The 25274-nt window shown below is 72.5% G+C and carries 26 protein-coding genes and 1 pseudogene; 16 read left to right on the top strand and 11 right to left on the bottom strand.

Features of this window, described 5'->3' with window-relative positions; translation table 11 throughout:
* Nucleotides 1-36: 36 nt before the first annotated feature.
* Nucleotides 37-420: pseudogene (locus ACPPVO_RS33265) on the bottom strand (PTS sugar transporter subunit IIA); the annotation flags it as partial.
* Nucleotides 421-1230: 810 nt separating this feature from the next.
* Here ACPPVO_RS33265 and ACPPVO_RS33260 point away from each other — a divergent pair.
* From ACPPVO_RS33260 to ACPPVO_RS33240, 5 genes are all read left to right on the top strand, one after another.
* Nucleotides 1231-3018 carry a DUF4118 domain-containing protein gene (locus tag ACPPVO_RS33260; RefSeq protein WP_426502503.1) on the top strand — a complete coding sequence of 596 codons (1788 nt, stop codon included), beginning with the start codon at nt 1231-1233 and terminating at the stop codon, nt 3016-3018.
* 83 nt (nt 3019-3101) lie between these two features.
* Nucleotides 3102-3491 (top strand): LytR/AlgR family response regulator transcription factor, encoded by a 390-nt coding sequence (locus ACPPVO_RS33255; protein WP_426514740.1) that lies wholly within the window; start codon nt 3102-3104, stop codon nt 3489-3491.
* Nucleotides 3492-3564: 73 nt separating this feature from the next.
* The gene (locus ACPPVO_RS33250) at nt 3565-4728 is read left to right on the top strand and encodes an FIST signal transduction protein (RefSeq protein ID WP_426502502.1); all 1164 of its coding nucleotides are present in this window, start codon (nt 3565-3567) and stop codon (nt 4726-4728) included.
* A gap of 1 nt (nt 4729) precedes the next feature.
* Nucleotides 4730-6289 (top strand): GAF domain-containing sensor histidine kinase, encoded by a 1560-nt coding sequence (locus ACPPVO_RS33245; RefSeq protein WP_426502501.1) that lies wholly within the window; start codon nt 4730-4732, stop codon nt 6287-6289.
* A gap of 124 nt (nt 6290-6413) precedes the next feature.
* Complete coding sequence (locus ACPPVO_RS33240; protein WP_426502500.1) at nt 6414-8285, top strand: DUF4118 domain-containing protein; 1872 nt, start codon at nt 6414-6416, stop codon at nt 8283-8285.
* Between the two features lie 256 nt (nt 8286-8541).
* Here ACPPVO_RS33240 and ACPPVO_RS33235 read toward each other — a convergent pair whose 3' ends face one another.
* The gene (locus ACPPVO_RS33235; protein ID WP_426502499.1) at nt 8542-8787 is read right to left on the bottom strand and encodes a hypothetical protein; all 246 of its coding nucleotides are present in this window, start codon (nt 8785-8787) and stop codon (nt 8542-8544) included.
* A 511-nt stretch (nt 8788-9298) separates the two neighbouring features.
* Here ACPPVO_RS33235 and ACPPVO_RS33230 point away from each other — a divergent pair.
* Both ACPPVO_RS33230 and ACPPVO_RS33225 read left to right on the top strand, forming a co-directional pair.
* Entirely contained in the window at nt 9299-9853 is a 555-nt protein-coding gene (locus ACPPVO_RS33230) for a TIGR03086 family metal-binding protein (protein ID WP_426502498.1), read from the top strand.
* A gap of 13 nt (nt 9854-9866) precedes the next feature.
* Complete coding sequence (locus ACPPVO_RS33225; RefSeq protein WP_426502497.1) at nt 9867-10817, top strand: RNA polymerase subunit sigma-70; 951 nt, start codon at nt 9867-9869, stop codon at nt 10815-10817.
* 107 nt (nt 10818-10924) lie between these two features.
* Here ACPPVO_RS33225 and ACPPVO_RS33220 read toward each other — a convergent pair whose 3' ends face one another.
* Genes ACPPVO_RS33220 through ACPPVO_RS33210 form a run of 3 tightly spaced genes read right to left on the bottom strand, consistent with a single transcriptional unit; the run spans nt 10925 to nt 11974 of the window.
* The gene (locus ACPPVO_RS33220; protein WP_426502496.1) at nt 10925-11197 is read right to left on the bottom strand and encodes a YciI family protein; all 273 of its coding nucleotides are present in this window, start codon (nt 11195-11197) and stop codon (nt 10925-10927) included.
* Nucleotides 11194-11664 (bottom strand): SRPBCC family protein, encoded by a 471-nt coding sequence (locus tag ACPPVO_RS33215; RefSeq protein ID WP_426502495.1) that lies wholly within the window; start codon nt 11662-11664, stop codon nt 11194-11196. The genes ACPPVO_RS33220 and ACPPVO_RS33215 overlap by 4 nt, the downstream gene beginning before the upstream one ends.
* Before the next feature lies 1 nt (nt 11665).
* Nucleotides 11666-11974 carry an ArsR/SmtB family transcription factor gene (locus ACPPVO_RS33210; RefSeq protein WP_360384734.1) on the bottom strand — a complete coding sequence of 103 codons (309 nt, stop codon included), beginning with the start codon at nt 11972-11974 and terminating at the stop codon, nt 11666-11668.
* A gap of 57 nt (nt 11975-12031) precedes the next feature.
* On the opposite strand from ACPPVO_RS33210, the gene ACPPVO_RS33205 reads away from it, so the two are divergent.
* On the top strand, nt 12032-12472 hold the full coding sequence (locus ACPPVO_RS33205; protein ID WP_426502494.1) for a cupin domain-containing protein: 441 nt from the start codon (nt 12032-12034) through the stop codon (nt 12470-12472).
* 48 nt (nt 12473-12520) lie between these two features.
* Here ACPPVO_RS33205 and ACPPVO_RS33200 read toward each other — a convergent pair whose 3' ends face one another.
* Entirely contained in the window at nt 12521-13603 is a 1083-nt protein-coding gene (locus ACPPVO_RS33200; protein WP_426502493.1) for a RuBisCO large subunit C-terminal-like domain-containing protein, read from the bottom strand.
* 102 nt (nt 13604-13705) lie between these two features.
* Between ACPPVO_RS33200 and ACPPVO_RS33195 the strand changes: the two genes are divergently transcribed.
* Nucleotides 13706-14509 (top strand): hypothetical protein, encoded by an 804-nt coding sequence (locus tag ACPPVO_RS33195; protein ID WP_426502492.1) that lies wholly within the window; start codon nt 13706-13708, stop codon nt 14507-14509.
* Between the two features lie 45 nt (nt 14510-14554).
* The gene (locus ACPPVO_RS33190; RefSeq protein WP_426502491.1) at nt 14555-15010 is read left to right on the top strand and encodes a hypothetical protein; all 456 of its coding nucleotides are present in this window, start codon (nt 14555-14557) and stop codon (nt 15008-15010) included.
* 684 nt (nt 15011-15694) lie between these two features.
* Here ACPPVO_RS33190 and ACPPVO_RS33185 read toward each other — a convergent pair.
* Nucleotides 15695-16171, bottom strand: a complete 477-nt coding sequence (locus tag ACPPVO_RS33185; protein ID WP_426502490.1) for an NUDIX hydrolase — start codon at nt 16169-16171, stop codon at nt 15695-15697.
* 46 nt (nt 16172-16217) lie between these two features.
* On the opposite strand from ACPPVO_RS33185, the gene ACPPVO_RS33180 reads away from it, so the two are divergent.
* Nucleotides 16218-17009, top strand: coding sequence for a hypothetical protein (locus ACPPVO_RS33180; RefSeq protein WP_426502489.1), 792 nt, complete (start codon nt 16218-16220; stop codon nt 17007-17009).
* A 62-nt stretch (nt 17010-17071) separates the two neighbouring features.
* Here ACPPVO_RS33180 and ACPPVO_RS33175 read toward each other — a convergent pair whose 3' ends face one another.
* Complete coding sequence (locus tag ACPPVO_RS33175) at nt 17072-17929, bottom strand: helix-turn-helix domain-containing protein (RefSeq protein ID WP_426502488.1); 858 nt, start codon at nt 17927-17929, stop codon at nt 17072-17074.
* A 101-nt stretch (nt 17930-18030) separates the two neighbouring features.
* On the opposite strand from ACPPVO_RS33175, the gene ACPPVO_RS33170 reads away from it, so the two are divergent.
* The 4 genes from ACPPVO_RS33170 (at nt 18031) to ACPPVO_RS33155 (ending at nt 20411) form a co-directional block, all read left to right on the top strand.
* On the top strand, nt 18031-18774 hold the full coding sequence (locus ACPPVO_RS33170) for an SDR family oxidoreductase (RefSeq protein ID WP_426502487.1): 744 nt from the start codon (nt 18031-18033) through the stop codon (nt 18772-18774).
* Nucleotides 18774-19616, top strand: coding sequence for an SDR family oxidoreductase (locus tag ACPPVO_RS33165; RefSeq protein ID WP_426502486.1), 843 nt, complete (start codon nt 18774-18776; stop codon nt 19614-19616). Before ACPPVO_RS33170 ends, ACPPVO_RS33165 begins: the two co-directional genes overlap by 1 nt.
* A gap of 18 nt (nt 19617-19634) precedes the next feature.
* On the top strand, nt 19635-19847 hold the full coding sequence (locus ACPPVO_RS33160) for a tautomerase family protein (protein ID WP_426502485.1): 213 nt from the start codon (nt 19635-19637) through the stop codon (nt 19845-19847).
* Between the two features lie 66 nt (nt 19848-19913).
* Complete coding sequence (locus tag ACPPVO_RS33155) at nt 19914-20411, top strand: carboxymuconolactone decarboxylase family protein (protein ID WP_426502484.1); 498 nt, start codon at nt 19914-19916, stop codon at nt 20409-20411.
* Here ACPPVO_RS33155 and ACPPVO_RS33150 read toward each other — a convergent pair.
* Nucleotides 20378-21349: a zinc-binding dehydrogenase gene (locus ACPPVO_RS33150; RefSeq protein ID WP_426502483.1), complete on the bottom strand. Its 972-nt coding sequence runs from the start codon at nt 21347-21349 to the stop codon at nt 20378-20380. The two genes, ACPPVO_RS33155 and ACPPVO_RS33150, sit on opposite strands and share 34 nt — an antisense overlap.
* A 54-nt stretch (nt 21350-21403) precedes the next feature.
* Between ACPPVO_RS33150 and ACPPVO_RS33145 the strand changes: the two genes are divergently transcribed.
* Entirely contained in the window at nt 21404-22153 is a 750-nt protein-coding gene (locus ACPPVO_RS33145; RefSeq protein WP_426502482.1) for an AraC family transcriptional regulator, read from the top strand.
* A gap of 201 nt (nt 22154-22354) precedes the next feature.
* Here ACPPVO_RS33145 and ACPPVO_RS33140 read toward each other — a convergent pair whose 3' ends face one another.
* Both ACPPVO_RS33140 and ACPPVO_RS33135 read right to left on the bottom strand, forming a co-directional pair.
* On the bottom strand, nt 22355-23563 hold the full coding sequence (locus tag ACPPVO_RS33140; protein ID WP_426502481.1) for a PP2C family protein-serine/threonine phosphatase: 1209 nt from the start codon (nt 23561-23563) through the stop codon (nt 22355-22357).
* 11 nt (nt 23564-23574) lie between these two features.
* Nucleotides 23575-25227, bottom strand: a complete 1653-nt coding sequence (locus ACPPVO_RS33135; protein ID WP_426502480.1) for an alpha-amylase family protein — start codon at nt 25225-25227, stop codon at nt 23575-23577.
* Nucleotides 25228-25274: the final 47 nt, after the last annotated feature.

The raw sequence follows: 25274 nt of genomic DNA, 5'->3' as shown, positions 1-25274 counted from the left end.
GGCCGTCGTCGCGTTCAGCAGTGCCTCCCGGAACGACGCATGGACGAGCCGCCGCGCCAGCGAGGCGAGGATGCTCACGTGCAGGTCGGCGTCACGGGTGGGCGCCGCGACGAGAAAGATCAGGTGTGCGGGCCCGTCCGCGGCGCCGAAATCCACGCCGGCCGCGCTGCGGCCGAAGCCGAGCGCCGCCGCGGGGACGTGCGACGACCGGGCGTGCGGGATGGCGACACCGCCCTCGATGCCGGTGGGAATCTGCGCCTCGCGGGTGAGTACGTCCGTCAGGAAGCCGTCAAGGTCGGTGACGCGGCCTGCGGCCGCGAGCCGCTGTGCGAGCGCCCGGATGGACTCGTAGCGGTCGGCCGCAGTCAGGTCCAGATCGACGAGGTCGATGGTGATCAGATCTTCCAGAGGGGTGGTCATGACAGCTCCAGAACTCGGTTGTACCCGATGATTGGTGGATCCGTACCGCCGCCCGGTCTGGATCCGACGGCGCCGGCATCCGGCCGCCGGAACCGAAGCCGGCGAGCAGGGCGTCACCCGCACCGGCGGTGCGACCTCGGTGATCCGGTGGCAGCCGTGCAGCACGTCGTGCCGGTCGACGAGCCCTGCGCTGGGCGGACCGAGGCCGACCGGCGTTCTCGCGCCCCCAGCGCCCCGCCGGGTTGGGCCCTCCGGCGGGTTCGGATGGCAGCCGCGTCGAAACAGGGTGCCTCGCACTGCCGCCGCCTAGCCCGCCGGTACGCCCACTAAACGCTACCCACATCACCGTGTTGACGCCGTGCCAACGCGCCTCCGGGGGGTGCGGCACCATTGACGATCGAGCATGAGTCGCCGAGGTCGACGTGGGCTCGGCGCGATCGATCTCAGCGATCCGCCACAGCGCCGTCAGGCCGACCTGCGCACCACGAGCGAGCGGCATGAGCGCCCGGAGCATGCACGAGCTGGTCTGCGCGCCGTGCAGCAACTCCACGTGCGGCGCGGCCAGTCGCCCGGGCACAGGGGAACGACCGGCACCGAGATATGCGGCTAAGTCCGGATATGATCGGTATAACCGCAACCTCGACGGCAAGATCAATGTCAATGTGCGCTTTGGTCAAGACGCAACCGGATGAGACTCGTCGCCGACACCAGGCCGACGCGAAGCCGCAGTCCGCAGCGTCCATGCGGCTGGCCTCCTGGCTGGTGCGTCCGACGCCCCCACCGCTCCCGGTGGGGATAGCCGTCTGCGCGTTGTTCGTCATCGCGGAGACGCTGATCGTCTACCCGCTCGGCCGCGTCGCGCGGGCCGACGAGCTGGCCGTGGTGTACATGATCGGGGTGCTGGCGGTCGCCATGGTCTGGGGCTTCCGGCTGGCGGTCGTGACCTCGGTGGCCAGCGCGCTGGCGTTCAATTTCTTCCACGCCTCACCCGTCGGGGAGTTCTCGTTCGCGGCCGGCCTGGACTGGTTCGAGCTGGCGGTGTTCGTCGCCGTCGCGCTGCTGGTGAGCTCGATGGCCCGGCTTGCCCGCTCCCGCGCGGTGGAGTCCCTCCAGCGGCGCCGCGTCGCCGATTTCATTGCCGGACTGGCCCACCTCATGCTGGGTTCGGACGATCTTTCATCGGTACTGCCGGAGGCCTCCCGCCGCCTCGCGCAGGCGCTGGACCTGCCGTATGCGGAGATCACGCTCGAGTCGGTGGCCGGCGACGAGCGGCGGGCGGCGTTGCCGCTGCAGCGTCGCCTCGAGCTGGGCACGCTCCTGGTTCCCGCCGACCTGCCGGAGCCCACGCTGCGCTGCCTGCGCGAAAACGTGGTGCCCGCACTGGACGCGTTGCTGTCCGCGGCCCACGACGGCGAGCTGATGGGCATCTCGCTGCGGACGAGCCGCGACGAACTGCGCGTGCTGGCGGAGGAGCAGGCGGCGCTGCGGCGCGTCGCGACACTCGTCGCCCGCGGTGTCGCGCCGTCCGTGGTCTTCGCCGCGGTCGCCATGGAGACGGCCCGGCTCTTGGACGCGGACGCATCGCGGCTGCTGCGCTACGAGGCGCCGGGCACCGTGACCGTCACTGCCGAGTTCAGCAAGCCGGGCGTCGAGACTTTGCTGGGCCGGCGTCTGGCCATCGCCGGCGGCGCGACGGAGTTGGTCTACCGCAGCTCGCGGCCGGCCCGCGTGGACAGCTACCAGGGTCGCGTCGGCCCGCTTGCGACGCTCGCTCGCGAGGAGGGCCTTCACTCGTCGGTGGCCGCCCCGATCCTCGTCGAGGGCCGCCTGTGGGGCACGATGGTGGTCCTCTGGGCGCGGCACGGGGCGGCGCCGGCCGGCGCCGAGTACCGGCTGGCCGAGTTCACCGAACTCCTGGCCACCGCCGTCGGCAACGCCGAGGGCCGGGCCGAGCTCAACGCGTCGCGGGCCCGCATCGTCGTGGCCGCTGACAACGCCCGGCGCCGCATCGAGCGCGACCTGCACGACGGCGTACAGCAGCGGCTCGTTGCGGTCGGCCTCGACCTGCGCGCCGCCGAGGCGCTGGTGCCCCACGGACTGGACGAGCTCAAGGCGCACCTGTCCGGCACCGCCGACGGCCTGACGGGCGTCTTCAAGGACCTGCAGGAGATCTCCCGGGGCATCCACCCGGCGATCCTCTCCCAGGGCGGCCTCGGGCCCGCACTCAAGACGCTCGCCCTGCGCTGCCCCGTTCCCGTCGAGCTCAACCTGGGCACCCAGCGGCGACTGCCCGAGGGCGTGGAGGTGGCCGCCTACTACATCGTGTCCGAGGCGCTCACGAACGCCACCAAGCACGCGCACGCATCCGCGATCGTCGTCGACGTCGAGGCGGGCCGCCAGATGATCGTGCTGTCGATTCGCGACAACGGCATCGGCGGCGCCGATCCCCGCCTCGGCTCCGGGCTCGTGGGTCTCACCGACCGCGTCGAGGCGCTCGGCGGGCAGCTGGACATCGCCAGTCCGATTGGAGGCGGGACGTCGCTGCGCGTCGAGCTCCCGTCCGTCGAAGAACCCGCACGGCTGCCGGAGCCGGGGTGAGGCGGTGGAGGTGATTTGTCGGGAAAATTCCGGTTAGGCTAGATGCGGCGGCCCGTTCGACCGGGCATTCTGGAGTGGTGGCGATGCAATGCCTCATCGTCGATGACAGCGCCCTGTTCCTCACGAGTGCCCGCGAGCTGCTCGAGCGTGAGGGTGTCGAGGTTGTAGGCGTCGCCTCGAACGGCGCCCAAGCCCTGCAGCAAACCGAAGATCTGCAGCCCGATCTCGTGCTGGTGGACATCGATCTCGGGCCGGAGTGCGGCTTCGACCTGGCATGGCAGCTCGACCGCAAAGGTCGCAACAAGAGCCCTCCGCCGGCGATCATCCTGATCTCCAGTCACAGCGAGGAGGACTTCGAGGAGTTCATCGTCTCCAGCCCCGCGATCGGCTTCCTGAGCAAGGCTGTACTGTCGGCCAGCGCCATCCGGGACTTGATGCACGATGGCGGCGAACCGACGGCGGCGGAGCGCTAGGTGCGCCGCCGCGGGCTGCCCGTTGTACGATCATCAGTGCGAGGGGTGTTCACACCATCTCGAGGTGGTCTGCGTGCATACGTCACGGTGGTTCGCGGTCGGCCAGGCCCACGCCTCCGATCGCCGACCCGGAATCCGCGCAGCCGAACAGGCGCTGGTCGGCTCCGACGCAAAGCTGTTGCTCGTCTTCTGCTCAGAAGCCCTCGACCTGCCCGCGATCATCGGCCAGATTCAGACCCGATCCGGCGGCGTGCCACTGATCGGATGCACGACCGCCGGCGAGATCGCGACGACCGGCCCCGGTGACGCCAGCTTGTTGGTGGCCGCGCTGGGCGGGGACGGCTTCTCGGTCGGCACCGCGATCGCGCGTCGGACGTCCGGTAACCTGCGGGCCGCCGGAGAACATGCCGCCGGTTGCCTGACCGCCGTCGAGGATCGACCGTACCGGGTCCTGTTGTTGCTGACTGACAGTCTGGCCGGCAACCAGCAGGACATCGTCCGCGGCGCCTACAGCGTGCTCGGCTCGGGTGTGCCGCTCGTGGGCGGTTGTGCCGGCGACGACCTCAAGATGACGGGCACCTTCCAGATGCACGGCGACGAGGTCGTGACCCAGTCCGTGGTCGCCGCCGGCATCGGTTCCGACGCCCCGTTCGGCATCGGCGTGCGACACGGCTGGCGCAAGCTCGGTGAGCCGCTGCTCGTGACCCACAGCAGCGGCAACACGGTCTACACGCTCGACGACGCGCCGGCGCTCGACGTCTATCTCGAACGCCTGCGGGTGCCGGTCCCCGCCCAGCCCAACCAGGAGGAACTGGCCCGGCTCGCGATGCGGCATCCCCTGGGTCTGAGCCGGCGCGAGGGCGAGGAGCAGATCCGGTTCATCAGCGGCGGCGAGGCCGCGGAGCGGTCGTTGCGGTGCATAGCGGAGGTTCCACAAGGTGGGCTCGTCTGGATCATGGAAGGGAACGCGGCATCGGTTCTCGCGGCGACGGATGCCGCCTGCCATGATTCGGTGGCCGGTCTCGACGGGCGCCCGCCTCGTGGCATGCTGGCGTTCGACTGCATAGCGCGGCGTGGAGTGCTCGGACAGCAGGGGATCCATGCCGAGATCGGCCGGATCGTCGCCATCGCCGCCGGGGCTCCCATCGCGGGGTTCTACACCTACGGCGAGATCGCCCGCACGTCCGGCATGAGCGGCTTCCACAACCAGACTCTCGTCGTCCTCTCGATTGCCTGACATGACTCTTCCGCCTGCCTGGTCCGGCTGGCAACTCGCCGAGTTCCTCGAGGTTGTCTCATCCTTCGAGACGCCGGAGCTGGCCGCGCTGGGCGCCGTGGAGCGAGCGGCCGAGGCGCTTGACGCGGAGGTCGCGGCCATCCTCTCCGCGGGCCGGCTGGTCGCGTCGGTCGGCTATCCGATCGGCCACGCTCCCTTGTTCGCACTGCGCGCCGTCGCATACGGCACCGGCCGGACGCTGCCCGTCCCGGGGCTGGGGATCTGCCCGGCGGTCCGGGTATCGCTCGATCATCCTGCGGACACGAAGCTCGTGCTTGCCCGGTCCGGTGCGAGCCTGAGCCGGGAGGAACTCAGCCTTCTGCGCGGGATGGCGCGGGTGGCCTCGATGACGATGCGGATCCTGAGCCTGCTCGACGACGAGCGCGCCGCCCGCGAGGCGCTTCAGTTGCTCGCGGACGAACAGGCCGCACAGCGCCGAGTGGCGACGCTCGTCGCTCAGGGGGTGTCGCAGCAGAAGATATTCGCGGCGGTGGCCGAGGAGGTCGGACGGCTGGCCGACGCGGATCTCGCGCAGGTGATCCGATATGAGCCGGAGGGCCTGGCGGTTCGGGTTGCCGTGTGGGGACATCAGGCGGCCAGGAGGCAGATCGGTACGCGGTACACAGTGAACAGCCACGACGTCTCCGGATTGGTCCTGCACACCGGCCGACCCGCCCGGGTCGACCGCTCGGCGCGGATCGCCCTGCGGCCGGCCCTGGCGGAGCATCCCGCTCAGGTCTGCTCCACCGTCGGGATTCCCATCATTGTCGACGGCCGGCTCTGGGGGGCCGTGACCACGACGACCCGGCGCGATCGGATGCTGACGGACACCGAGCAGCGCATCTCGGGCTTCACGGGGCTGGCCGCGACGGCGATCTCCAATGCCCAGGCACGCGCGGAGCTCGCCGCGTCGCGGACGCGTGCGGTGGTGGCGGCCGACGAGACGCGGCGCCGGATCGGCCGGAACCTGCACGACGGGGTGCAGCAGCAGCTCGCCTCGTGCGCGCTGACGTTACGCGCTGCCGGGTCGCTCGTACCACCAGGATCGGATGAGCTGGCGGCGTGCCTGTCGCGAGCGGCGACGGGACTGCGGGAGAGTTTCCAAGAGCTGCAGAAGATGGCCCGTGGCCTCCACCCGACCATCCTGTCCAAACGTGGCCTGGCGCCCGCGCTGAGAATGCTGGCCAACCGCTCCACCATCCCGGTCAAGCTCGAGCTCGGTTTCGACGTGCGGTTGCCCGAGGTGGTGGAGGTATCCGGGTACTACATCGCCTCGGAGAGCCTGGCGAACGCGGTCAAGCACGCGCAGGCTTCGGCCGTACGGATCAGCGCGCACGTGTCCGACGGGGAACTGCGCATCGAGGTGTGCGACGACGGCATCGGCGGGGCCGACCAGACACTGGGATCGGGCCTGATCGGGCTCCGTGACCGGGTCGCGGCACTCGGCGGCGAGATCTATTTCGTGAGCCCGCCCGGCGCGGGCACCTCGGTCACGGCCGCGATTCCCGTCCACAACCGCTGAGCCCGGTCACCGCCCTGTGACCTCCTGCGCAATCCGGTGTGCGACGCCGTACACACCATCGACTGTACGCAGATGCTCCCGCGGCCGCGCCGTGACTAAACTCGGTACTGGGAGCGAGGCCGTGATGCACGCACAGTTGGGGTCTTGGCTGGTACGCCCGATTCCCCCGCCGCTCACGGTGGGGATGACGGTCGGCGCGTCGCTCGTGATGCTGGAAACCCTGCTGGTGTACCCACTCGGACACATCACCGAGAGTGAAGCTCTGGCCCTGGTCTACATACCCGGCGTGCTGGCGGTTGCGACACTGTGGGGGTTCGGACTGGCGGCGGTGGTGTCTGTGGCCAGTGCCCTCGCGTTCAACTACTTCCACGTCCCGCGCATCGGGACCCTCACCTTCGCCGACAGCAAGGACTGGGTGGAGCTCGCCGTCTTCCTCGTGGTCGCGCTGCTGACCAGCTCGATGGCCCAGCTGGCCCGCTCGCAGGCCCTGGAGTCCGTCAGGCGGTACCGGGAGGCCGACCTCACCACCGGGCTGGCCCGCCTCATCCTGCGCACGAACGACCTGCACTCGGTACTGCCGGAGGCGTCCGGGCGCCTGAAGCACGCGCTCGGCCTGCCGTTTGCGGCGGTCGACCTGCAGGCGGTCGCCGGCGACGAGCGCCAGGCGGCATTCCCGTTGCGCTGCGGCGCTCTACGGGGCACGCTCCTCGTCCCCGCCGAACTGCCGGAGCCGGTGCAGCGGTGCGTGCGGGACCGGGTGGTGCCCTCGCTGGAGGCGCTGCTGCGCGCGGCATGCGATCGCGAGGCCGTCGGCCAGTCCCTGGAGACGAGCCGTTACGAGCAGCGCGTGCTGGTCGAGGAGCAGACCGCGCTCCGGCGTGTGGCGACGCTCGTCGCCCGTGGCGTCGCCCCCGCCGAGGTGTTCGCCGCGGTCGCCGCGGAGGCCACCCGGCTGTTGGACGCGGACGCCACCAGGCTGCTGCGCTATGAGTCCGCCTGCACCGCCGTCGTCCTCGCGGAGGCCAGCAAGCCCGGCAACCCGGCGCTGCTCGGCAAGTCTCTCGCCGTCGACGGCGGCGTGCTCGAGATCCTGGTTCACGGCACAAACCCGGCCCGGGTGGAGACCTACGAAGGTCAGCCGGGCTCCCTGGCCGACCTGGCCCGTTGCCTCGGCTTCCGTTCGGCGGTCGGCGCGGCGATCCTGGTCGAGGGCCGTGTGTGGGGCGCACTCGTCGCCCTGTGGTCACGACACGCGCCGCCGCCGGCCGATGCCGAGGAGCGGCTGAGCCAGTTCACCGAGCTCGCGGCCACCGCCGTCGCGAACGCCGAGTGCCGCGCCGAGCTCAACGCCTCACGCGCCCGGATCGTCGTGGCCGCCGACGAGGCCCGGCGCCGCATCGAACGCGACCTGCACGACGGCGTACAGCAGCGGCTCGTATCGCTCGGGCTCCAACTGCGCGTGGCCGAGGATCTGGTGCCTTGCGAGCTCGACGAGATCAAAGCGCGGCTGTCACGCGCAAGCGACGGTCTGACCACCGCCTTCAAGGATCTCCAGGAGATCTCGCGAGGGATCCACCCGGCCATCCTCTCCCAGGGCGGTCTCGGACCCGCGCTCAGGACGCTCGCCCGCCGCTGCCCGATCCCGGTCGAGCTCAACCCGTGCGCACGGCGACGGCTGCCCGAATGCGTGGAGGTGGCCGCCTACTACGCCGTGTCCGAAGCACTCGCGAACACGGTCAAACACGCACAGGCAACCGTGATCGACGTCGACCTCGACATCGACGGTGAGGTCCTCGTGCTGTCGATTCACGACGACGGTGTCGGCGGCGCCGACCCCGGCCTCGGCTCCGGGCTCGTGAGTCTCACCGACCGCGTCGAGGCGCTCGGCGGACAGCTGCACATCACCAGTCCTGTTGGCGGCGGAACGTCAGTGCTCGTCAAGCTCCCCACCGGGACGGACTGCTCGCCGCGGGTCGACGCCGCGCATTCCGGCTAGCGACCCCTGGGAACGGGGTGGCGGCGGCGGGGAGAGCCAGGCCGGGTCCGGCTCGGCGGGTCGGCGAAGACCTGCTTGCGGCGACGCAGGTAGCCGAACAGCGACCGCAAGGCGATCAGCGTCTGCGTGCGCACCGTCGCCGACAGTGCGGCGACGGTGCGGGTGATCTCGTTGCGGGTGATCTCGGCGCGTCGACGCGTGCCGCACCGTGGCCGGCCGGGCGATGGCCGTTGCCGTGCCGGCGGCGTGTCGCTGGTCAGACGTTGGCGAGGGTCATTGCCCGGGAGCACAGTTCGCGTGCCCATGTGATCCGGCGCTGCGCCACCTCGGGGCGGTCGCCGAACACTTCCGCGGCGCGGGCGTAGCACTCGTTCGGGCCGAGCTGTTCGAGTGTGCGCGCAACGACGTCGCGAATTGTGCCGTTGTCCAGGTCGCATGTCTGAGAGGCGTCGGAGACGAACAGCGCCATGCACAGCACTGGGTCGACCGTGTGGGTCGTCATGGCGGATCACCTGTTCACATCGGGGCCGGGGGGTGTTGATTCCACGGTCTCTCGTACCGATGAGGGATACCTCGCCGCCACCTGCACTCCCCGGCTGCCGGTTTCCGCACCCACGGATACCTGCTATCCGCCATGCCCACCGCCTCCGGCCTCACCCTCTGCGGGGCAACATCCGGCCGGACCGCAACATCCAGCCTGGGCAGGCCGGAGACTGCCGCCGACCGGTTCGCTCCGGCTGCAGACGGAGCCGCGGCCACCGTCGGCGCGGAGCGCGGCCAGCGCGCCGGCGGCGGCCTCTCCGACCTGGCCCGCCAGCCCCTGCGGCGCCATCGGGTGGATGGACGGCCGCGTCTGCGCGTCGCCGAGCGGCCGCCGCGCGACGAGCGGATCGATCAGCGCCTCGAGCGCCCGCCGGAGCTCGACCAGTGTTGGCCGATTCCTTTCCCGGTGGTGCCGGGTCTACCTGCTGGACGGCGATCGCCGCCGACCGGCCGAACTCGAGGAGCCAGCCATGACCATCGACCACCTGACCCGGGCATTCGCCAGCACCCGCGCCGTCCTGGCGACCGTCCGGCCCGAGGACCTGGACCGGCCGACGCCGTGCGCCTCGTGGGACGTGCGCGCCCTGATCAACCACTTCATCGGCTCGGCACGGTGGGCGGGCGCGACCATCGGCGGCGAGGCCGCCCCGGAGGACGAGGACCACGCCGCCGGCGACCTCCTGGCCGCCTACGATCACAGCAGCAAGCTCACCCTCGCCGCCTTCGGGGCCGACGGCGCGCTGGAAAGGACCGTCCACCTGCCGTTCGGCGAGCTCACCGGCGCCGCCCTGATGGCCCTGGCCGCCAACGACCAGTTCACCCACGGATGGGACCTCGCCCGCGCCGTCGGCCACCACACCGACCTGGATCCCGGCCTCGCCGAGGATCTGCTCGCCCAGGCCCGGGTCACCGTCCCGGACGCATACCGTGGACCGGAGGGGGTGGGGCTGTTCGCACCCGCTGCCGAGCCCGCACCCGGCGCGAGCCCGGCGGACCGCCTGGCCGCGTTCCTGGGCCGCGCGTAGAGATTGGAGACGCATGCCGGACAGCGAGGCCTTCGTCGGCGACACCGAGCCGTTCCGCCGGGAGTTGCTGGCGTACTGCTACCGCATGCTCGGCTCCGTCGACGACGCCGAGGACGTGGTCCAGGAGACGTACCTGCGGGCCTGGCGCTCCTACGACGCCTTCGAGGGCCGCTCGTCGGTGCGGACCTGGCTCTACCGGATCGCCACCAACGCCTCCCTCAACGTGCTGAACCGGCACATCCGGCGCGTCCTGCCGTCCGGCCTCGGCGGTCCCGAACCGGACCCCGAGGCCGCGCCGGCGCCGGCCGGGTCCGGCGTGGCCTGGCTGCAGCCGTTCCCCGACGCGATGCTCGGCCCGGACCGGTCCGACCCGGCCGACCTGACGATCGCCCGCGAGACGCTGCGGCTGGCCCTCATCGCCAGCCTGCAGTACCTGCCCGGCCCGCAGCGGGCGGTGCTGCTGCTCCGCGACGTGCTGGCGTTCCCCGCCGCCGAGGTGGCCACCCTGCTCGGCACGACGACCGCGTCGGTGAAGAGCACGCTGCAGCGCGCCCGCGCCCGGCTGCGGGAGCTGTCACCGCGGCCCGACGACATCGCCCCGCCGTCCGCACCCGAGGCGCGGAAGCTGCTGGAGCAGTACATCGCCGCCTTCCACAACGCCGACGCGACGGCCTTGGAGCGACTGCTCAGCCGCGACGCGACCCTGCAGGCAACCCCGTACCGGAACTGGTTCGCCGGCAACCGGACCTGCATCCCGTACCTGCGCCGCTGGGTCCTGGGCGCGCCCGGCGACTGGCGCATGCGGCCGACGAGCGCCAACGGCCAGCCGGCGGCGGTCGCCCACCTGGGCGGCCGCCCATACGGCATCGTGCTGCTCACCGTCGCGGACGGCCACATCAGCCACATCGTGTCGTTCAACGACCCGGCCCTGGTACCGAGATTCCCCGATCACGGACCGCTGTAGCGGCCAGCGGCGTTCAACACCTCCCGTCAAGTCGGCGCCGCTGTCGGGGTCGCCACCTTCGGCCCGATCCTCGCAGCCACGCACAACCGGCCTTAGAGCATGCGGCGCTACGGGGTGAGGATCTCGTGCCAGTCGCGGATCTCGTACCGCGCCACCACGCCGTTGACGACGAACGGGTCGCCGGCCACGAACGCCTCGGCGCTCTCCCGGGTGCGGAAGACGGCCATCGAGCCCTCGCGCTGCGGGTCGCCGAACGTGCCGACCATGAGCAGGTCGCCGCGGGCGTGGTACTCGTCCAGGCGCGCCTTGTGGGCCGGGAAGTGGGCCGGGGCCTTGGCGGCCACGTCGTCGGCGGAGGTGTACAGCACGACGTACTTCACGCCGCCGCCAGCCGGGCCGCATAGGCGTCCAGGGTCGCGGTCCAGGCGCCCGGCTCCTCGAACGTGGTGCGCATCGCGGCCGCGTCGGCGCCGAAGGCCTCGAGGCCGCGGTGCTCGAGCTCGACCCGGGTGCGCCGCTCCGACTCGGCCACGAACCGGACCTCGATCGAGGTCACCAGGTCGTCGTGGTACTTCCAGTCGGCCCCGATCTGCCAGGTCACCACGAACCGGTCGTACGGCTCCCACGCGGTCACGACCCCGGTGGACGTCTGCGTGCCGTCCTGGTGCCGGGTGTACCAGCGGCCCCCGACCCTCGGCTCGATCACGACCTCCTCGATCGGCGCCGAGCCGATGTGGTGCCGGGCCGGCCACCACGAGGTCATGTCGGCGGTGAACACCTCGAACGCCCGCTGGGCGCTCACCCCGACGACGACCTCGCGCCGGATGGGCTGGACGGTCTGCAGCATGTCAGGTCTCCTCTTCCTCTACCCGTTCGCGGAAGGACTCCAGCGCCCGCGCCCACACACCGTCCAGGTGGGCCCGCAGCAGCGCCAGGCCCTCGGGATCGACCTGGTACAGCCGCCGCGTGCCCTCCTGCCGGTCGAGCACCAGCCCGACGTCCTTGAGCACCCTGAGGTGCTGGGAGACCGCCGGGCGGCTGATCGGCAGCGCGTCCGCGAGCCGCCCGACCGGCATCGGCCCGTTCGAGAGCCGGTCGAGGATCGACTGGCGCATCGGGTCGCCGAGCGCGGTGAGCATCGCCGTTATGTTCGTCATGGCGAACGGTAAGCTACCACTTACCTAGGCCGGGCGTCAACGCGTACGATCGGGAGGATGACGCACCGCCGGCAGCGCGAGCCGTTCGTCTGGGAGGGCGGTGAGGTGCTCGCCTACAAGGAGGACGACGACACCTTCCGCTCGGTGACCCGGCAGGTCCTGACCGGCGCCGAGCACGGGCAGGGAACATCGCTGCGGTACTTCGAGATCGGCCCCGGCGGCCACACGACCCTCGAGCGCCACGAGCACACCCACGTCGTCGTGCCGATCCGCGGGCACGGCCGCGCGCTCCTCGTGGACCGGGTCGTGGACCTCGCGCCGCACGACGTCGCGTTCGTGCCGCCCTGGGGCTGGCACCAGTTCCGCGCGCCGCACGACGCGGCCTTCGGCTTCCTGTGCGCGGTCACCGCCGAGCGTGACCGCCCGGTGCGGCCGACGGCGGCCGAGCTCGGGGCGCTGCGCCGCGACCCGCGGATCGCGGCGTTCGTCCGGGTGTGAAGCCGGGCCGCACGGTGCCCGAATCCCTGCCAAATACCTACCGACCTCCTACCGGGTGGCGGCGACCAGGCGTTCGGCGGCCGCGCGCGGGTCGTCGCCGCGGCGCAGGTCGCCGCCGACGAGGAAGAGCGTGTCGGGGCCGTACGCGTCCAGCAGCTCCGGCGCCCGCGCGATCGTCATCCCGCCGCCGGGCGTGGGCAGCGCCGGTCGCATGCCGTGCAGCGGGCGCCGGGCCGCGTCGGCGATCGCCAGGCACTGCCCGCGGGTGAAGCTGAACCGGCCGCCCCAGCTCGGGAAGATCGTGGCGTCGGCGCCGGCGGCCCGCAGTACCGTGCCGAACAGCACGTCCGGGGCCATCCCGTGACCGGCGGCGGCCGTGAACCCGCCCAGGAACGACGGGTGCGCGAGCACCAGGCCGCCCGGGAACAACTCGGCGGCCCGGGCCAGCGCGGCGAACCCGGCGATCCCGGGCATGACGAGCACCCCGTGGGCCCCCGCGGCGCGGGCCAGCGCGATCTGCCCTTCGGAGCCGTTGACGCAGGGGAGGTACACGCTGCGCCCGCCCGAATCCCCGTTCGCCCGGCGGATCGCGGCGGCGATGCGGGGCACCCGCTCGGCGAAGGGCGCCCACGGCTGGTCGGCCAGGCCCTGGTCCTCCTTGATCACGTGCAGGCCGCCGGCGGCGAGCTCGTAGGCCAGGCCGGCGAGCTGCCCGCTCGTCATGCCGACGGGCTTGAGCGCGGTGGCGAGCAGCGCCCGCTCGGGCTCGCCGGCGAGCGCCCGGACGCCGGCGATGCCGAGCCGCGGCCCGGGCAGCCGGGCGGTCAGCGACGGCGGAAGATCAACCTCCACCAGTCGTACCCCGTCCTGCAGCGACACGTTGCCGAGGAGCAGCACCAGCAGCTGGCCGATCTCGCCGCCGGCCAGGTCCACCGGGTACTCGACGGTCGCCAGCGCCGGCCGCCCGGCGCGGGGCACCACCGAGCGCACGTGCGCGAGCGAGTCACGCACGGCGTTGGCCGGGGCGAGCTCGGTGGGCAGCTCATGGCTCTGCTCGACCGCGACGAGCTTGGCCCGCGCGGCCGGGTCGTCCGCGGTGATCTCGTACACGGCGGTGATGACCTCGGGCACGCCCGCCATTATCCGAGATGCCGGCCGCGCCCGAGCTGTTACGGCTGGCGGGGCGTCGCTATCCTCGCGAGGCGGCATCGGGTCGCCCGAGGGAGGCAACGCATGAGGTCCAGCCGGCGATTACTACTCGCTGTGGTGCTGTCGGGCGCACTCACCGTGACCGCGGCCTGCACGAGCAAGCAGGACGACAAGGCCGGCGGCGGCGCCGCCCCCGGCTCGACCAGCGCCGCGGCGGCCACGGCGGCCGCGCGCACGGACCTGGCGAACGCCTTCAACAAGCTCGGGGGCGCCCCGTACGGCTACACGGCGACGACCCAGACCGGCAGCACCGGCACCATCAAGCTCGTCGGCTCGAGCAACCCGCCGAAGAAGACCAGCACCGGCAAGACGACCGTCATCAACGGGGAACGGCAGATCAACGCCGAGGTCATCGTCGTGGGCACCGACGTCTTCCTCAAGGTGAGCGAGGAGCTGCCCAACGTCGACCCCGACAAGTGGATGCGCATCGACGCGACCAAGACGTCGCTGGGCAAGCTGGGGCTGGGCAGCCCCGACGACCCGGCGAACGTGAAGGGCTTCACGGACGCGATCGTGACGGCGGAGAAGACCGGGCCAGGCGCGTACAAAGGCACGATCGACGCGACGAAGCGCCCCCTCCCGGCGTCGGCCGCGGCGCTGGTCCAGCAGATGGGCGACGCCGCGAAGTCGGTGACGTTCGAGGCGACCGTGGGCAACGACGGCTATCCGACAATGCTGAAGGTGAGCATGCCGGGGGTCGGCCGCACGATCCCGCCGACGACGAACACGTCGACGTTCAAGGACTTCGGCAAGGCGGTCACGATCAGCAAGCCGGCCAACGCGAAGGTCATCCAGGCCCCGGCTTCGCTGCTGTCGCAGTACGCCTGAGCCACGGGTCGGAGCGCCGGCGCGGAAGGTGGCAAAGTGCGCTCCATGACCGACACGGGGGATTCGGCGCGGTCCGCGCCCTGGTGGCCGTTGTGGGCGTTGCTGCGGGGACTGGCCGTCGGCGTGGCGAGCGTCGCCGTGGCCGTGGGCGCCGGCCTCGCGATCATCGAACTGTCGTCGGCCGGCGACAGTTCGTGCTCGAGCGATCTCGTGTGCCTGCCCGACCTGGGGCCGCTCATCTTCGCGACCATGTTGATGCCGGTGCTGATCGCGGTCACGGGCCCGCTGGTCGCTCGCCTGCTCGGGCTGGCGCGCCCGCTGCTGTTCGCCGTCCCGGCCGCGTGGGCCGTGGTGCTGGCCTGCGTCGGCCTCGGACCGGCCGACGGGCGGCACCGGTGGCCGTACAACAGCGCGGTCAGCAGCATCGTGATCCTGCTGGTCCCGTACTGCCTGCTCGCCCTGTGGGTCTCCCGGCGACCGGCCCGGCGGCCGGTGACGTAGAAGAGCCATCGTCCCTCGATTGGCCCTGTCTCCCGACGCCGTCCGCCGACCATGATCGAGTCGTGAAGACACTGCTCGTCCGCCTGGTGGCGCTCGTCGGGGGCCTTGTCCTGTTCGGCTTCGGTACCTCACTGATGGTGCGCGCCCACATCGGCGTCGAGCCGTGGTCGGCGCTCGGGCTCGGCGTGGCGCAGCACACCGGGCTGAGCTTCGGCCTGGTGACCAACCTGATCGGCGCGGCCGTGCTGGCGCTGTGGCTGCCGCTGCGGCAACGGCCCGGCCTCGGCACGCTGCTCAACATCGTCCTGATCGGTACCGCCGCGCAGCTCGGCCTGGCCGTCCTGCCGGTCGTGCCCGCCCTGGCCGTGCGGGTGCCGCTGTTCGCGGCCGGGCTGCTGCTGGTGGCGGTGGGGAGCGGCCTCTACCTCGGGGCCGGCTTCGGCGCCGGCCCGCGCGACGGGCTCATGACCGGGCTGCACCGGCGCTTCGGGGTGCCGCTCTGGCTGGGCCGCACCGCGGTGGAGGTGTCCGTGGCCCTGGCCGGCTGGCTGCTCGGCGGCGACATCGGCGCCGGTACCGTCGCGTTCGCACTCCTCATCGGCCCGTTGTGCAACCGCACGGTGCCGTGGTTCACCGCCCGGATCCCGTCGCCGCGCGGTGCCTCGCGGTCCGGCGCCGCGCGGCTCAATGCCGGATCCGGCCGCCCACCGGGATCGCCGCGACGTGCCCGGTCGCGGGAAGCGTCCGCGCCAGCGCGAGCCCCACGTCGACAAGCGACGATCGCCGCAGACCGGCCACCTCGGGCAGCGGAGTCCAGACCGACTCGGCGGTTTCGCCGTTGGGTTCGGGCCGCAGCGTCCCGCCGGTGACCCGCACCCGGTAGAAGACCCCGACGTTCTGGTGCTCGACCCCGAGCCGCGCCTCGGCGGCCGGAATCACCCGCGAGTCCACGCCCAGCAGGCGCTCGACCACGCCCGTGCAGCCGGTCTCCTCGGCCAGCTCCCGGATCACCGTGTCGAACGGGTCCTCGGCGTGCTCGACCCGGCCGCCGGGCAGCGTCCACTGGGTGTCACCGGTCGCGGGGGACACGTACCGGGCGAGCAGCACCCGCCCGCGCTCGATGCACACGGCGTAGGCCGCCAGCCGGAAGCTCGTGGACATGCCGCCTCCTCGCGCCGGAATGGTACTCGGGTCCTACCGTGGACCGGTGTCCCGTGCTCAGCCTCCGCCCGCCGTGCTGCAGGCGTTCGGCGTCCGGGGACCGGCCCGGCCGCTGGACGGTGGACAGGGCACCTCCTGGGCGGTGGCGGATCTGGTGCTCAAGCCGGGCGGAGGCCCGCTGCACGCCTGGCTGGCCGGTGTGCTGGCCGACGTGACCGTTGACAGCTTTCGTCTGGCCGAGCCGGTCCCCACCCGGGACGGCGCCTGGGAGGTTGCCGGGTGGTCGGCCACGCGGTGGGTTCCGGGCCGCGCACCGGACACCGCCACGGCGCCGAAGTGGCGCGAGGTCCTTGCCGCCGGCCGGGCGTTCCACCGGGCCGTGGCGCATCTCGACCGTCCCGGCTTCCTGGACGCCCGGCAGGACCGGTGGGCCCGCGCGGACCGGGCGGCCTGGGGCGAGCGGGACATCCGGTACCGCCCGGAGTTCGCCGCCGTGGCGCAACGGCTGCAGGGCGTGCTGGAGCCACTCGGACGCTCGCAGCTCGTGCACGCCGACCTGACGAACAACGTCCTGTTTGCCGCCGGGTACCCGCCGGCCGTCATCGACATCTCGCCCTACTGGCGGCCGCCCGCGTACGCCGAGGGCGTCGTCGTGGCCGACGCGCTCTGCTGGCACGGCGCCCCGGCGTCGCTGCCGGAAACGGTGGACGTGTCCGTGCCGGCGGTGGCGCGCGCCCTGCTGTTCCGGATGGCGACGACGAACGAACGCGCCGAGGGGGCGGACCTGCGGGACGAAGCCCGCCGGTACGGTCTGGCCGCCGAAGCCATCGGCTTGTGACGGTTCAGTCGCCGCGCGCTGCGGCGAGGTCGCTGCTCGCGGGCCGGGCCGCGCAACTCTACCTATATAGAGAAGTCCCCGGCTACGAGGTTCTGGTTCCCGACGACGCCGAGCAGCTCGAGCTGCTCCACGGCGCCCGTGCCGAGGGTCGGGGTGAACCACAGCAGGCGCTGCCGGCCGTCCTCCGAGAACAGGTTCAGGCAGTTCAGCTCGATGGTGCCGAGGGAGGGGTGGATGATTCGCTTCTGCTCCTCCCGGCGTACCGCCACGTCCCGCTCCTCCCACAGCGCCGCGAACTGCGGTGAGCGCTCCAGCAGCGCGGCCACCAGCTCCTGGGTCTCCCGGTCGCGCCCGCCCCGCCGCGCCACGGCCGCGCGCAGGTCGGCCGTGAACGAGCGGGACTGGTGCTCGTGGTCCTGCTCCGGGTACAACTTCCGCGCCTGTGGATCGGTGAACCACCGGAACACGAAACTGCGACTGTGCCCCTCGAAATGGACCTGGTCGCCCAGCAGCGCCTTCGCGAGGCGGTTCTGCACGAGGGTGACGTGCACATCCGTGATCACCTGGGCGGGCGTGCCGGTGAGCCGGTCGAGGAGGTCGAGCATGCCCGGGTGGACGTGGGCGGCGGGGCCGCCCGGCGCCGGGAGCGGCCTTCCGGCGAGGTGGTACAGGTGGTCGCGCTCGTCGAGGGTCAGCCGCAGCGCCCGCGCGAGGGCGGCCAGCATCTGCTCCGACGGCTGCGAACCGGCGCCGCGCTCGAGCTCGATGTAGTACTCCACCGAGGCCCCGGCCAGCTGGGCCACCTCGTCGCGGCGCAGGCCCGGCACGCGCCGCCGCGGCCCGGTCGGCAGCCCGACGTCGGCGGGGCGGATGCGGTCACGGCGCGACTTCAGGAACGCGCCCAGCTCGGCCAGGTCCATGATCCCAGTGTCTCCCGCCGCCCGGGCGCGAGACAGGGGATGGCGTCCCCCCGGTAAACGCCGTCTGTATCCCGGGCCGCCCGGCGCCCAGAGTGGTGGACATGACCACTACGACAACCAGCCGCGTCGCCATCGTCACCGGCGGCTCCCGCGGCATCGGCCGGGCCGCGGCCACCCGCCTCGCCGCCGACGGCCTGAAGATCGTCATCGCCTACGCCGGCAACCACGCCGAGGCGCGGGCGGCGGTCGCGGAGATCGAGGCGGCCGGCGGCGAGGCGATCGCGGTGCAGGCCGACGTCGCCGACGAGGCCGCGGTCGCGGCGCTGTTCGACCGGGCCGAGGTGACCTTCGGCGGCGTCGACGTCGTCGTCCACGCGGCCGGGCGCATGCACCTGCAGACCGTCGCCGAGCTCGACCTCGCCGCGTTCGACGAGCTGCACCGCACCAACGTCCGTGGCACCTTCGTCGTCGACCAGCAGGCCGCGCGCCGGCTGCGGCCCGGCGGCGCCATCATCCAGTTCTCGACGTCGGTCGTCGGGCTGCAGTTCCCGATGTACGCCCCGTACACCGCGACCAAGGGCGCCGTCGAGGCGATCACCCTGATCCTGGCCCGGGAGCTGCGCGGCCGTGACGTCACCGTCAACACCGTCGCGCCCGGCCCCACCGCGACCGACCTGTTCCTCGACGGCAAGGACGAGGCCACCATCCGGCACCTGGCCCAGCAGCCGCCGCTGGAGCGCCTCGGCACGCCCGCCGACATCGCCGCGGTCGTGGCGTTCCTCGCCTCGCCGGCCGGGCACTGGGTCAACGGCCAGACCATCCGCGCGAACGGGGGCATCATCTGATGATCGTGCTCATCACCGGAGCGTCGAGCGGCTTCGGCAACCTGACGGCGCGGGCCCTGGTCCACAGTGGACACGTCGTGTACGCCGGGATGCGCGCGGCCACCGGCCGCAACGCGCAGGCCGCCGCGGCCTTCGAGCACCCCGTCGACCTGGACGTGCAGGACCAGGCCTCGGTCGACGCCGCGGTCGCGCAGATCATGCGGGAACAGGGCCGCATCGACGTCGTCGTGCACAACGCCGGGCACATGGTGCTCGGCCCGGCCGAGGCGTTCACCCCGGAGCAGATCGCGGAGCTGTACGACGTGAACGTCGTGTCCACCCAGCGCGTCAACCGGGCGGTGCTGCCGATCCTGCGCGCCCAGGGCTCGGGCCACCTCGTGTGGGTCGGCTCGTCGTCGACGCGTGGCGGGCACCCGCCGTTCCTGGCGCCGTACTTCGCCGCCAAGGCCGGCATGGACGCGCTCGCCGAGAGCTACGCGGCCGAGCTCGTCCGCTTCGGCATCGGTACCACGATCGTCGTGCCGGGCGCGTATCCGAGCGGCACCAACCACTTCGCGCACGCGGGCACCCCGGCCGACACCGCCCGGGCCGCGGAGTACGACCCACGGTACGGCGAGATCCGCGCGGCGATGGCCCCGGCCCTCGCCGCCATCTTCCCGGCCGGACGCACCGCCGACGAGGTGGCCGAGGCGATCGTCCGCGTCGTGAACCTCCCCGCGGGCGAGCGCCCGTTCCGCGTGCACATCGACCCGAGCGAGGACGGCAGCGAGGTCGTCTCCGTCGTCTACGACCGCATCCGGGCCGAGTTCTACCACCGCATCGGCATCTCCGAGCTCATCTGATCCTGAAAGGACATTCCCATGCCGTTCGCCAACTTCAAGGTTCCCGCGGGCACCCTCTCCAACGAGCAGAAGCAGCACATCGTCGACACCGCAACGGATCTGTACGTCCAGCTGTACGGCGAGATCGCCCGGCCCAACACGCTCATCCTCGTCGACGAGGTCGTCGACGGCGGCTGGGGCATCGGCGGCCGGGTCCTCACCGCGGCCATGCTCAACGGCGAGGCCCACTGACGTTTCGACGGCCTGCTTCGTCGTACTTCCCGAACGCCCATCGAAGGCCGAAAGGAACACGACACCATGCCCGAGTCACGCCTGCCCGACCCGATCCCCTTCTTCCCCGACTTCCCGCCGGTCGCCGCCGGCATGTCCAAGGTGGTGTCCAACGGCACCGTCCCGCAGAGCACGGTCGGCCTGGTGGCGCTGCGGGCCGGGCAGATCGTCGGCAGCACGTACCACACCGTGCGCCAGGCCGCCGAGCTGCGCAAGGCGGGGGAGGCCGACGAGCGCATCGACTCCCTCGCCAGCTGGCACGACTCGCCGTACTTCACCGACGCCGAACGCGCCGCCCTCGAGCTCCTCGAGGCGGTCCTGACCCCGAACCCGGCCGGGGACCGGGTGCCCGGCGAGCTGTTCGCGCGGGTGTCCGAGCACTACGACGACAAGGCCCTGTGGACCCTGACGCTGGCGATCGGCCAGATCATGTTCTTCGTCCCGGTCGGCCTCATCGCCAAGCCCATCCCGGGCGCCCCGCTCGGGCAGAACTACAGCAGCAGCACGAGCTTGCCGGCGGCCTGATCGGTTTCCATGTACCGGTGCGCGGCGACGATGTCGTCGAGGCCGAACACCCGGTCGATGTTGGGCCGGTAGACGCCGGCCTCGACCTGGTCGACCACGCGCTGGAGCATGCCCGCGGCGCCCTTGACGGTGTCGCTGTGGAAGGCGGTCAGCTTCGTGCCCGGCGGGATCATCGCGATCGGTTCGAAGTCGCGGACCAGCCAGCCGCTGAGCGACCCGGCCACGCACACCGTCCCGCCGCGGCGGACCAGGCGCAGCGAGTCGACCACCGTGTCCGCCCCGACCAGGTCGAGTACCAGATCGGGGCCCTCCGGCCACACGGCCGGGACGCTCCCGGCGCCGTCCACGAGCACGTGGGCGGCGCCGGCGGCCCTCAGCGCGCCGGCCTTGCCCGGCCGCCGGGTCGTGGCCATGGTCTCCAGGCCGTAGGCGGACGCGATCGACGCCGCGGCCAGCCCCACCGACGAGGACCCGCCGCGGATCAGCAGCCGCCGCCGGTCGCCGGGGCCGGCCCCGAGCGCGTCCAGCGCGCCCAGCGCGGTCAGGTACGTCTCCGGCAGCGCGGCCAGCACGTCCCACGGCAGCGTGGTGGTGACCGGCATCAGCAGCGCGTCGGGCAGCAGGGCGTACTGCGCGTAGCCGCCGTCGAACGCCCGGCCCATCTCGCCCATCACCGCCGCGACGGTCGCCCCCTCCGGCAACCGCGGGTCCGTCGACGCCGCGACGACCCCGACGCACTCGATCCCCAGCACCCGCGGGAACTCGACGCTCGGGGAGTGCCCCTGCCGGGTCCGCAGCTCCGACCGGTTCAGGCCCGCCGCCCGCACGCGGACCAGGCTCCACCCCGGCCGCACCGCCGGCACCGGCAGCTCGCGAACCTCCAGGACCTCGGGGCCGCCGGCCCGCACACATACCGCCGCTCGCATCGTCGTCGTCATACCTGCACGATCGCCGCCCGCCGGCTTGGCCGCCCACCGATAGAATGCCAAGCTGTGCCCATTGCCCGCCAATCCCGGATCTGGCCGTCCGGCGGCGTGCACCTGTGGCCGTCGGGCGGGTCCGGCCCGACGGACTCCCATCCACGCGGCCACCTCGTGTACGCGGCCCGCGGCGTCCTGTCGGTGCACACCGGGCGCGGCACCTCGATCGTCCCCGCCAACCGGATCGCCTGGACGCCGGCCGGGTTCACGCACCAGCACCGCGCCCACGGCGACACCGACATGCGGATCGTCTTCCTGCCGCCCGCCCTGGCCCGGCTCGCCCCGGACCGCCCAGCCGTGTTCACCGCGTCCGGCCTGGCCCGCGAGGTCCTGCTCGCCCTGACGGGCCCGCGCCGGTACGCCCGCGCCGCCGAGGCCCGCCTCCACCGGGTGCTCGTCGACGAGCTCCAGGAGGCGGACGAGCTGGCGCTGCGGCTGCCGGAACCGCGCGACGACCGCCTCCGGGCCGTCGCGCGGATCCTGTACGACGACCCCGCGGACAACGCCGCCCTGGCCGCGCTGGGCCGCACGGCCGGGGCGAGTGCCCGTACCCTGAGCCGGCTGTTCCACGACGAGCTCGGCATGACCTTCTACGAGTGGCGCACCCAGCTGCGCATCTTCCACGCCCTGGTGCTCCTGGCCGACGGCCACGACACCACGCGCGTGGCCCACGCGTGCGGCTGGGCGAACCCGAGCGGCTTCATCGCGGCCTTCACCCGGCTGGTCGGCACGACCCCGGGCCGCTACCGGGCCACGACCTGAGGTTGGCGTCTCGAACGCGACCGCCGGCGTTGCGCGAGCCTCCTACACCGGCCTGAACGATGCCAACGGCATCGTCCGCGCCGGCCGGGGCGCAAGCCGGACTCCGGTCAGAGATCGCCGCGCGGCCCCTCGCCGACGCGTGGACGGCGCGCCTCGCGGCGAGCGCCGGACAACGGGCGGACCACAGGAGGTGGCGGGCTACTACTCGACCCGGGACAGCAGGTCGGCGGTCGGGGCCGCCGCGGGGCGCCATTCGACAAGTACCGCCGTCGCGTCGTCCTGCAGGCGGTCGTTCTGGTGGGCCAGGATCGCGTGGACCAGGCGGCGCATCGTCTCCGGGGCGGGGAGCCGGTCGGCCAGCGCGCGCGTCACGTAGTCGCCCAGGCGGTCCAGGCCGAAGAACTCGCCGTCGGCGGTGCGGGCCTCCACGACGCCGTCGGTGTACAGCAGGAGCTGGTCGCCCGGCTGGAGCTGTTCCTGGGTGACCTCCGGCTCGCGGTCGGCGAGGCGGCGCAGGCCCAGCGGCATCGCGGTCGGGGCCGGCAGGGACTTGACCGCCTTGCCCTGGCGCAGGAGCAGCTCGCCCGGGTGGCCGGCCGAGATGCGTCGGGCCAGGCCGGTGGCGGTGTCCAGCTCGAGCAGCAGCGCGGTGACCCAGTTGCCGGGGTGGCGGGCGCTGAGCCAGGTGTCGATCGACCGGCACGTGTCCGCGAGGTCGAGGCCGGTGCGCCGGGCGTTGCGGTACGCGTTGATCGCCAGCGACGTCGTGTCGCTGGCCTCGATGCCGTGCCCGACCGAGTCGAACACCGCCACGTGCAGCACGTTGCCGTTGATGGCGTAGTCGAACGCGTCGCCGCCGACGTCGTAGCACGGCTCGAGGATCGCGCTGACCGAGACCGCGTGGCTCACGAACGTCAGCGGCGGCAGCAGGCTCCACAGGATCTCGGCGGCGAGCTGCATCGGCTCCAGGCGCCGGGTGCGCTCCACGCCGTCGCCGTAGTGCCGGCGGGTCATGAGCAGCTCGGCCAGTACGGAGGCGATGTGCCCGCAGTCCTCCCGCAACCGGTCGGTCGGCTCTGCGGCCGTGTGCACCGCGATGACGCCGAGCCGCTCGGTGCCGTCGAGCAGCGGCACCCACATCCGGTACCCGCCGTCCTCGGGCGCCTCGCACAGTTCCGTGTAGGCGAACGCCCGCCCGGCCAGGGTGCCCTCCACCGGTACCGCCGCGGCGGTTGGAGCGTTGACGGCGGTCAGCGGCACGAGGTACGACTGCCGGTAGTCGATCAGGAAGATGTCGGCGTCGAGCGCGCCGATCAGCCGGACGCCCTCGGTGGCCAGCGCCGGCAGGTCCTCCGGGGTGGTGCGGTGGGCGGCCGTGAGCAGTCGGAGCAGCGCTTCGGTGACACCCACGACGCACCATCCTAGTGCCGCCCCGGTCCGTGGCTGCGGCGAAGACGGATCCAGCGGTACCCGTACCCGTCCAGCTCGAGGTCCCGAAGGTCGCACGCCGGGTACTCGCGGTTGCTGAACACCTCCACCGGGCCGTGGTCCTCGCTCGGGTGGGGTGGCAGGCCCACCCGCACCGGCCGGTCGGCGAGGTTGTGCACGAAGACCATCGCGCCGCCCGGGGCCTCCGCGCCGTGCGCCAGCACCCCGGCCGCGTCGACCGGGACGATCGTGTGGTCGCCGATGCCGATCTCGGCGCACTCGCGCAGGGTGTGCAGCATCCGCTCGAACCACAGCAGCAGCGAGCCCGGGTCGCGGCGCTGGTCGGTGACGTTCACCTGCTCGTACGCGTAGGAGCCGGCGGCCACCAGCGGGCGGATCAGGATCTCGGGAGCGGCGGGGGAGAAGCCCGCGTTCGCGGTCGCCGACCACTGCATCGGGGTGCGGATCGCGTCGCGCTCCGGCAGGCTCAGGTCCTCGCCCATGCCGATCTCGTCGCCGTAGCGCAGCACCGGCGTGCCCGGCATCGTGAACTGCAGGCTGTACGCCATCCGCAGGCGCCGCTCGTCGGCGAGCATCGGGGCCAGCCGGCGGCGGATCCCGCGGCGGTAGAGCTGCTGGCGCCGGTCGGGGCCGAACGCGGCGAACACCTCGTCGCGCTCGGCGGTGGTGAGCCCGGACAGGTCGACCTCGTCGTGGTTGCGTAGGAACGTGGCCCACTGCCCGTGGCGCGGCAGCGGCGGCAGGGTGTGCAGCGCGTCGGCGAGGGGGCCGGGGTCCTGGCGGGCCAGCGCGAGCATGAGGGCCTCGTTGAGCCGGAACGCGAACAGCATCTGCAGCCGGTTCGCGGCCCCGTCGGCGTCGCCGAAGAACAGCCGCAGCTCGTCGCTCGGCACGTTGGCCTCGGCGAGGAACACCGCGTCGCCGCGGCGCCACGACGTCTGCTCGCGTAACTCGGTGAGGAAGCCGTAGTCGCGGTCGCGGGGGTCGACGCCGGGCGCGGTCCGCTCGATGACGAACGGCACGGCGTCGACGCGGAAGCCGCTGACGCCGAGCCGCTCCCAGAACGCGACGACCTTGCTGAGCTCGGCACGGACCTCGGGGTTGAGCACGTTGAGGTCGGGCTGGAAGTCGTGGAAGCGGTGGTGGTACCAGGCGCCGGCCTGGTCGCTGTACGTCCACGTCTCCCGCTGCACGCCCGGGAACACCATGCCCTCGCTGCGGTCCCGCGGCTCCTGCTCGGACCAGACGTACCAGTCGCGGAACGGCGAGCGCGGGTCGGTCCGCGCCGAGACGAACCAGGGGTGCTCGTCGCTGGTGTGGTTGATCACCAGGTCGAGCATGACCCGCAGGCCGCGCTCGTCGGCGGCGTTCATGAACTGCGCGAAGTCGCCGAGGCTGCCCAGCTCGGGGGCGATGTTGTAGTGGTCGGTGACGTCGTACCCGCCGTCGCGGCGCGGGCTCGGGTGGATCGGGCCGAGCCACAGCGCGGTCACGCCGAGCCGGCCCAGGTAGTCGATGCGGCTCAGCAGACCCTGGAAGTCGCCGATGCCGTCGCCGTTGGAGTCCTGGAACGTGCGGACGTCGAGGCTGTAGATGACGGCGTTGCGGTACCAGCGTTCTCCCATCCAAGCAGGCTAGTGGCCGGCGCGCTCGTCGGCGCGGTACACCGGGC

Source organism: Dactylosporangium sp. McL0621 (genome assembly GCF_049995355.1).
GTDB lineage: Bacteria > Actinomycetota > Actinomycetes > Mycobacteriales > Micromonosporaceae > Dactylosporangium.
The sequence above is the reverse complement of the archived record's forward strand: the minus strand, read 5'-3'. Positions and strand labels throughout refer to the sequence as shown.

Bases quoted from the DNA above. Each gene is read 5' to 3' on its own strand.
- ACPPVO_RS33235 (WP_426502499.1), bottom strand. From the start codon at position 8,787: ATGACGACCCACACGGTCGACCCAGTGCTGTGCATGGCGCTGTTCGTC.
- ACPPVO_RS33160 (WP_426502485.1), top strand. From the start codon at position 19,635: ATGCCGTTCGCCAACTTCAAGGTTCCCGCGGGCACCCTCTCCAACGAG.
- ACPPVO_RS33215 (WP_426502495.1), bottom strand. From the start codon at position 11,664: ATGCTGCAGACCGTCCAGCCCATCCGGCGCGAGGTCGTCGTCGGGGTG.
- ACPPVO_RS33225 (WP_426502497.1), top strand. From the start codon at position 9,867: ATGCCGGACAGCGAGGCCTTCGTCGGCGACACCGAGCCGTTCCGCCGG.
- ACPPVO_RS33165 (WP_426502486.1), top strand. From the start codon at position 18,774: ATGATCGTGCTCATCACCGGAGCGTCGAGCGGCTTCGGCAACCTGACG.
- ACPPVO_RS33230 (WP_426502498.1), top strand. From the start codon at position 9,299: ATGACCATCGACCACCTGACCCGGGCATTCGCCAGCACCCGCGCCGTC.
- ACPPVO_RS33195 (WP_426502492.1), top strand. From the start codon at position 13,706: ATGAGGTCCAGCCGGCGATTACTACTCGCTGTGGTGCTGTCGGGCGCA.
- ACPPVO_RS33255 (WP_426514740.1), top strand. From the start codon at position 3,102: ATGCAATGCCTCATCGTCGATGACAGCGCCCTGTTCCTCACGAGTGCC.
- ACPPVO_RS33135 (WP_426502480.1), bottom strand. From the start codon at position 25,227: ATGGGAGAACGCTGGTACCGCAACGCCGTCATCTACAGCCTCGACGTC.
- ACPPVO_RS33190 (WP_426502491.1), top strand. From the start codon at position 14,555: ATGACCGACACGGGGGATTCGGCGCGGTCCGCGCCCTGGTGGCCGTTG.
- ACPPVO_RS33150 (WP_426502483.1), bottom strand. From the start codon at position 21,349: ATGACGACGACGATGCGAGCGGCGGTATGTGTGCGGGCCGGCGGCCCC.
- ACPPVO_RS33185 (WP_426502490.1), bottom strand. From the start codon at position 16,171: ATGTCCACGAGCTTCCGGCTGGCGGCCTACGCCGTGTGCATCGAGCGC.
- ACPPVO_RS33210 (WP_360384734.1), bottom strand. From the start codon at position 11,974: ATGACGAACATAACGGCGATGCTCACCGCGCTCGGCGACCCGATGCGC.
- ACPPVO_RS33155 (WP_426502484.1), top strand. From the start codon at position 19,914: ATGCCCGAGTCACGCCTGCCCGACCCGATCCCCTTCTTCCCCGACTTC.
- ACPPVO_RS33175 (WP_426502488.1), bottom strand. From the start codon at position 17,929: ATGGACCTGGCCGAGCTGGGCGCGTTCCTGAAGTCGCGCCGTGACCGC.
- ACPPVO_RS33205 (WP_426502494.1), top strand. From the start codon at position 12,032: ATGACGCACCGCCGGCAGCGCGAGCCGTTCGTCTGGGAGGGCGGTGAG.
- ACPPVO_RS33245 (WP_426502501.1), top strand. From the start codon at position 4,730: ATGACTCTTCCGCCTGCCTGGTCCGGCTGGCAACTCGCCGAGTTCCTC.
- ACPPVO_RS33170 (WP_426502487.1), top strand. From the start codon at position 18,031: ATGACCACTACGACAACCAGCCGCGTCGCCATCGTCACCGGCGGCTCC.
- ACPPVO_RS33240 (WP_426502500.1), top strand. From the start codon at position 6,414: ATGCACGCACAGTTGGGGTCTTGGCTGGTACGCCCGATTCCCCCGCCG.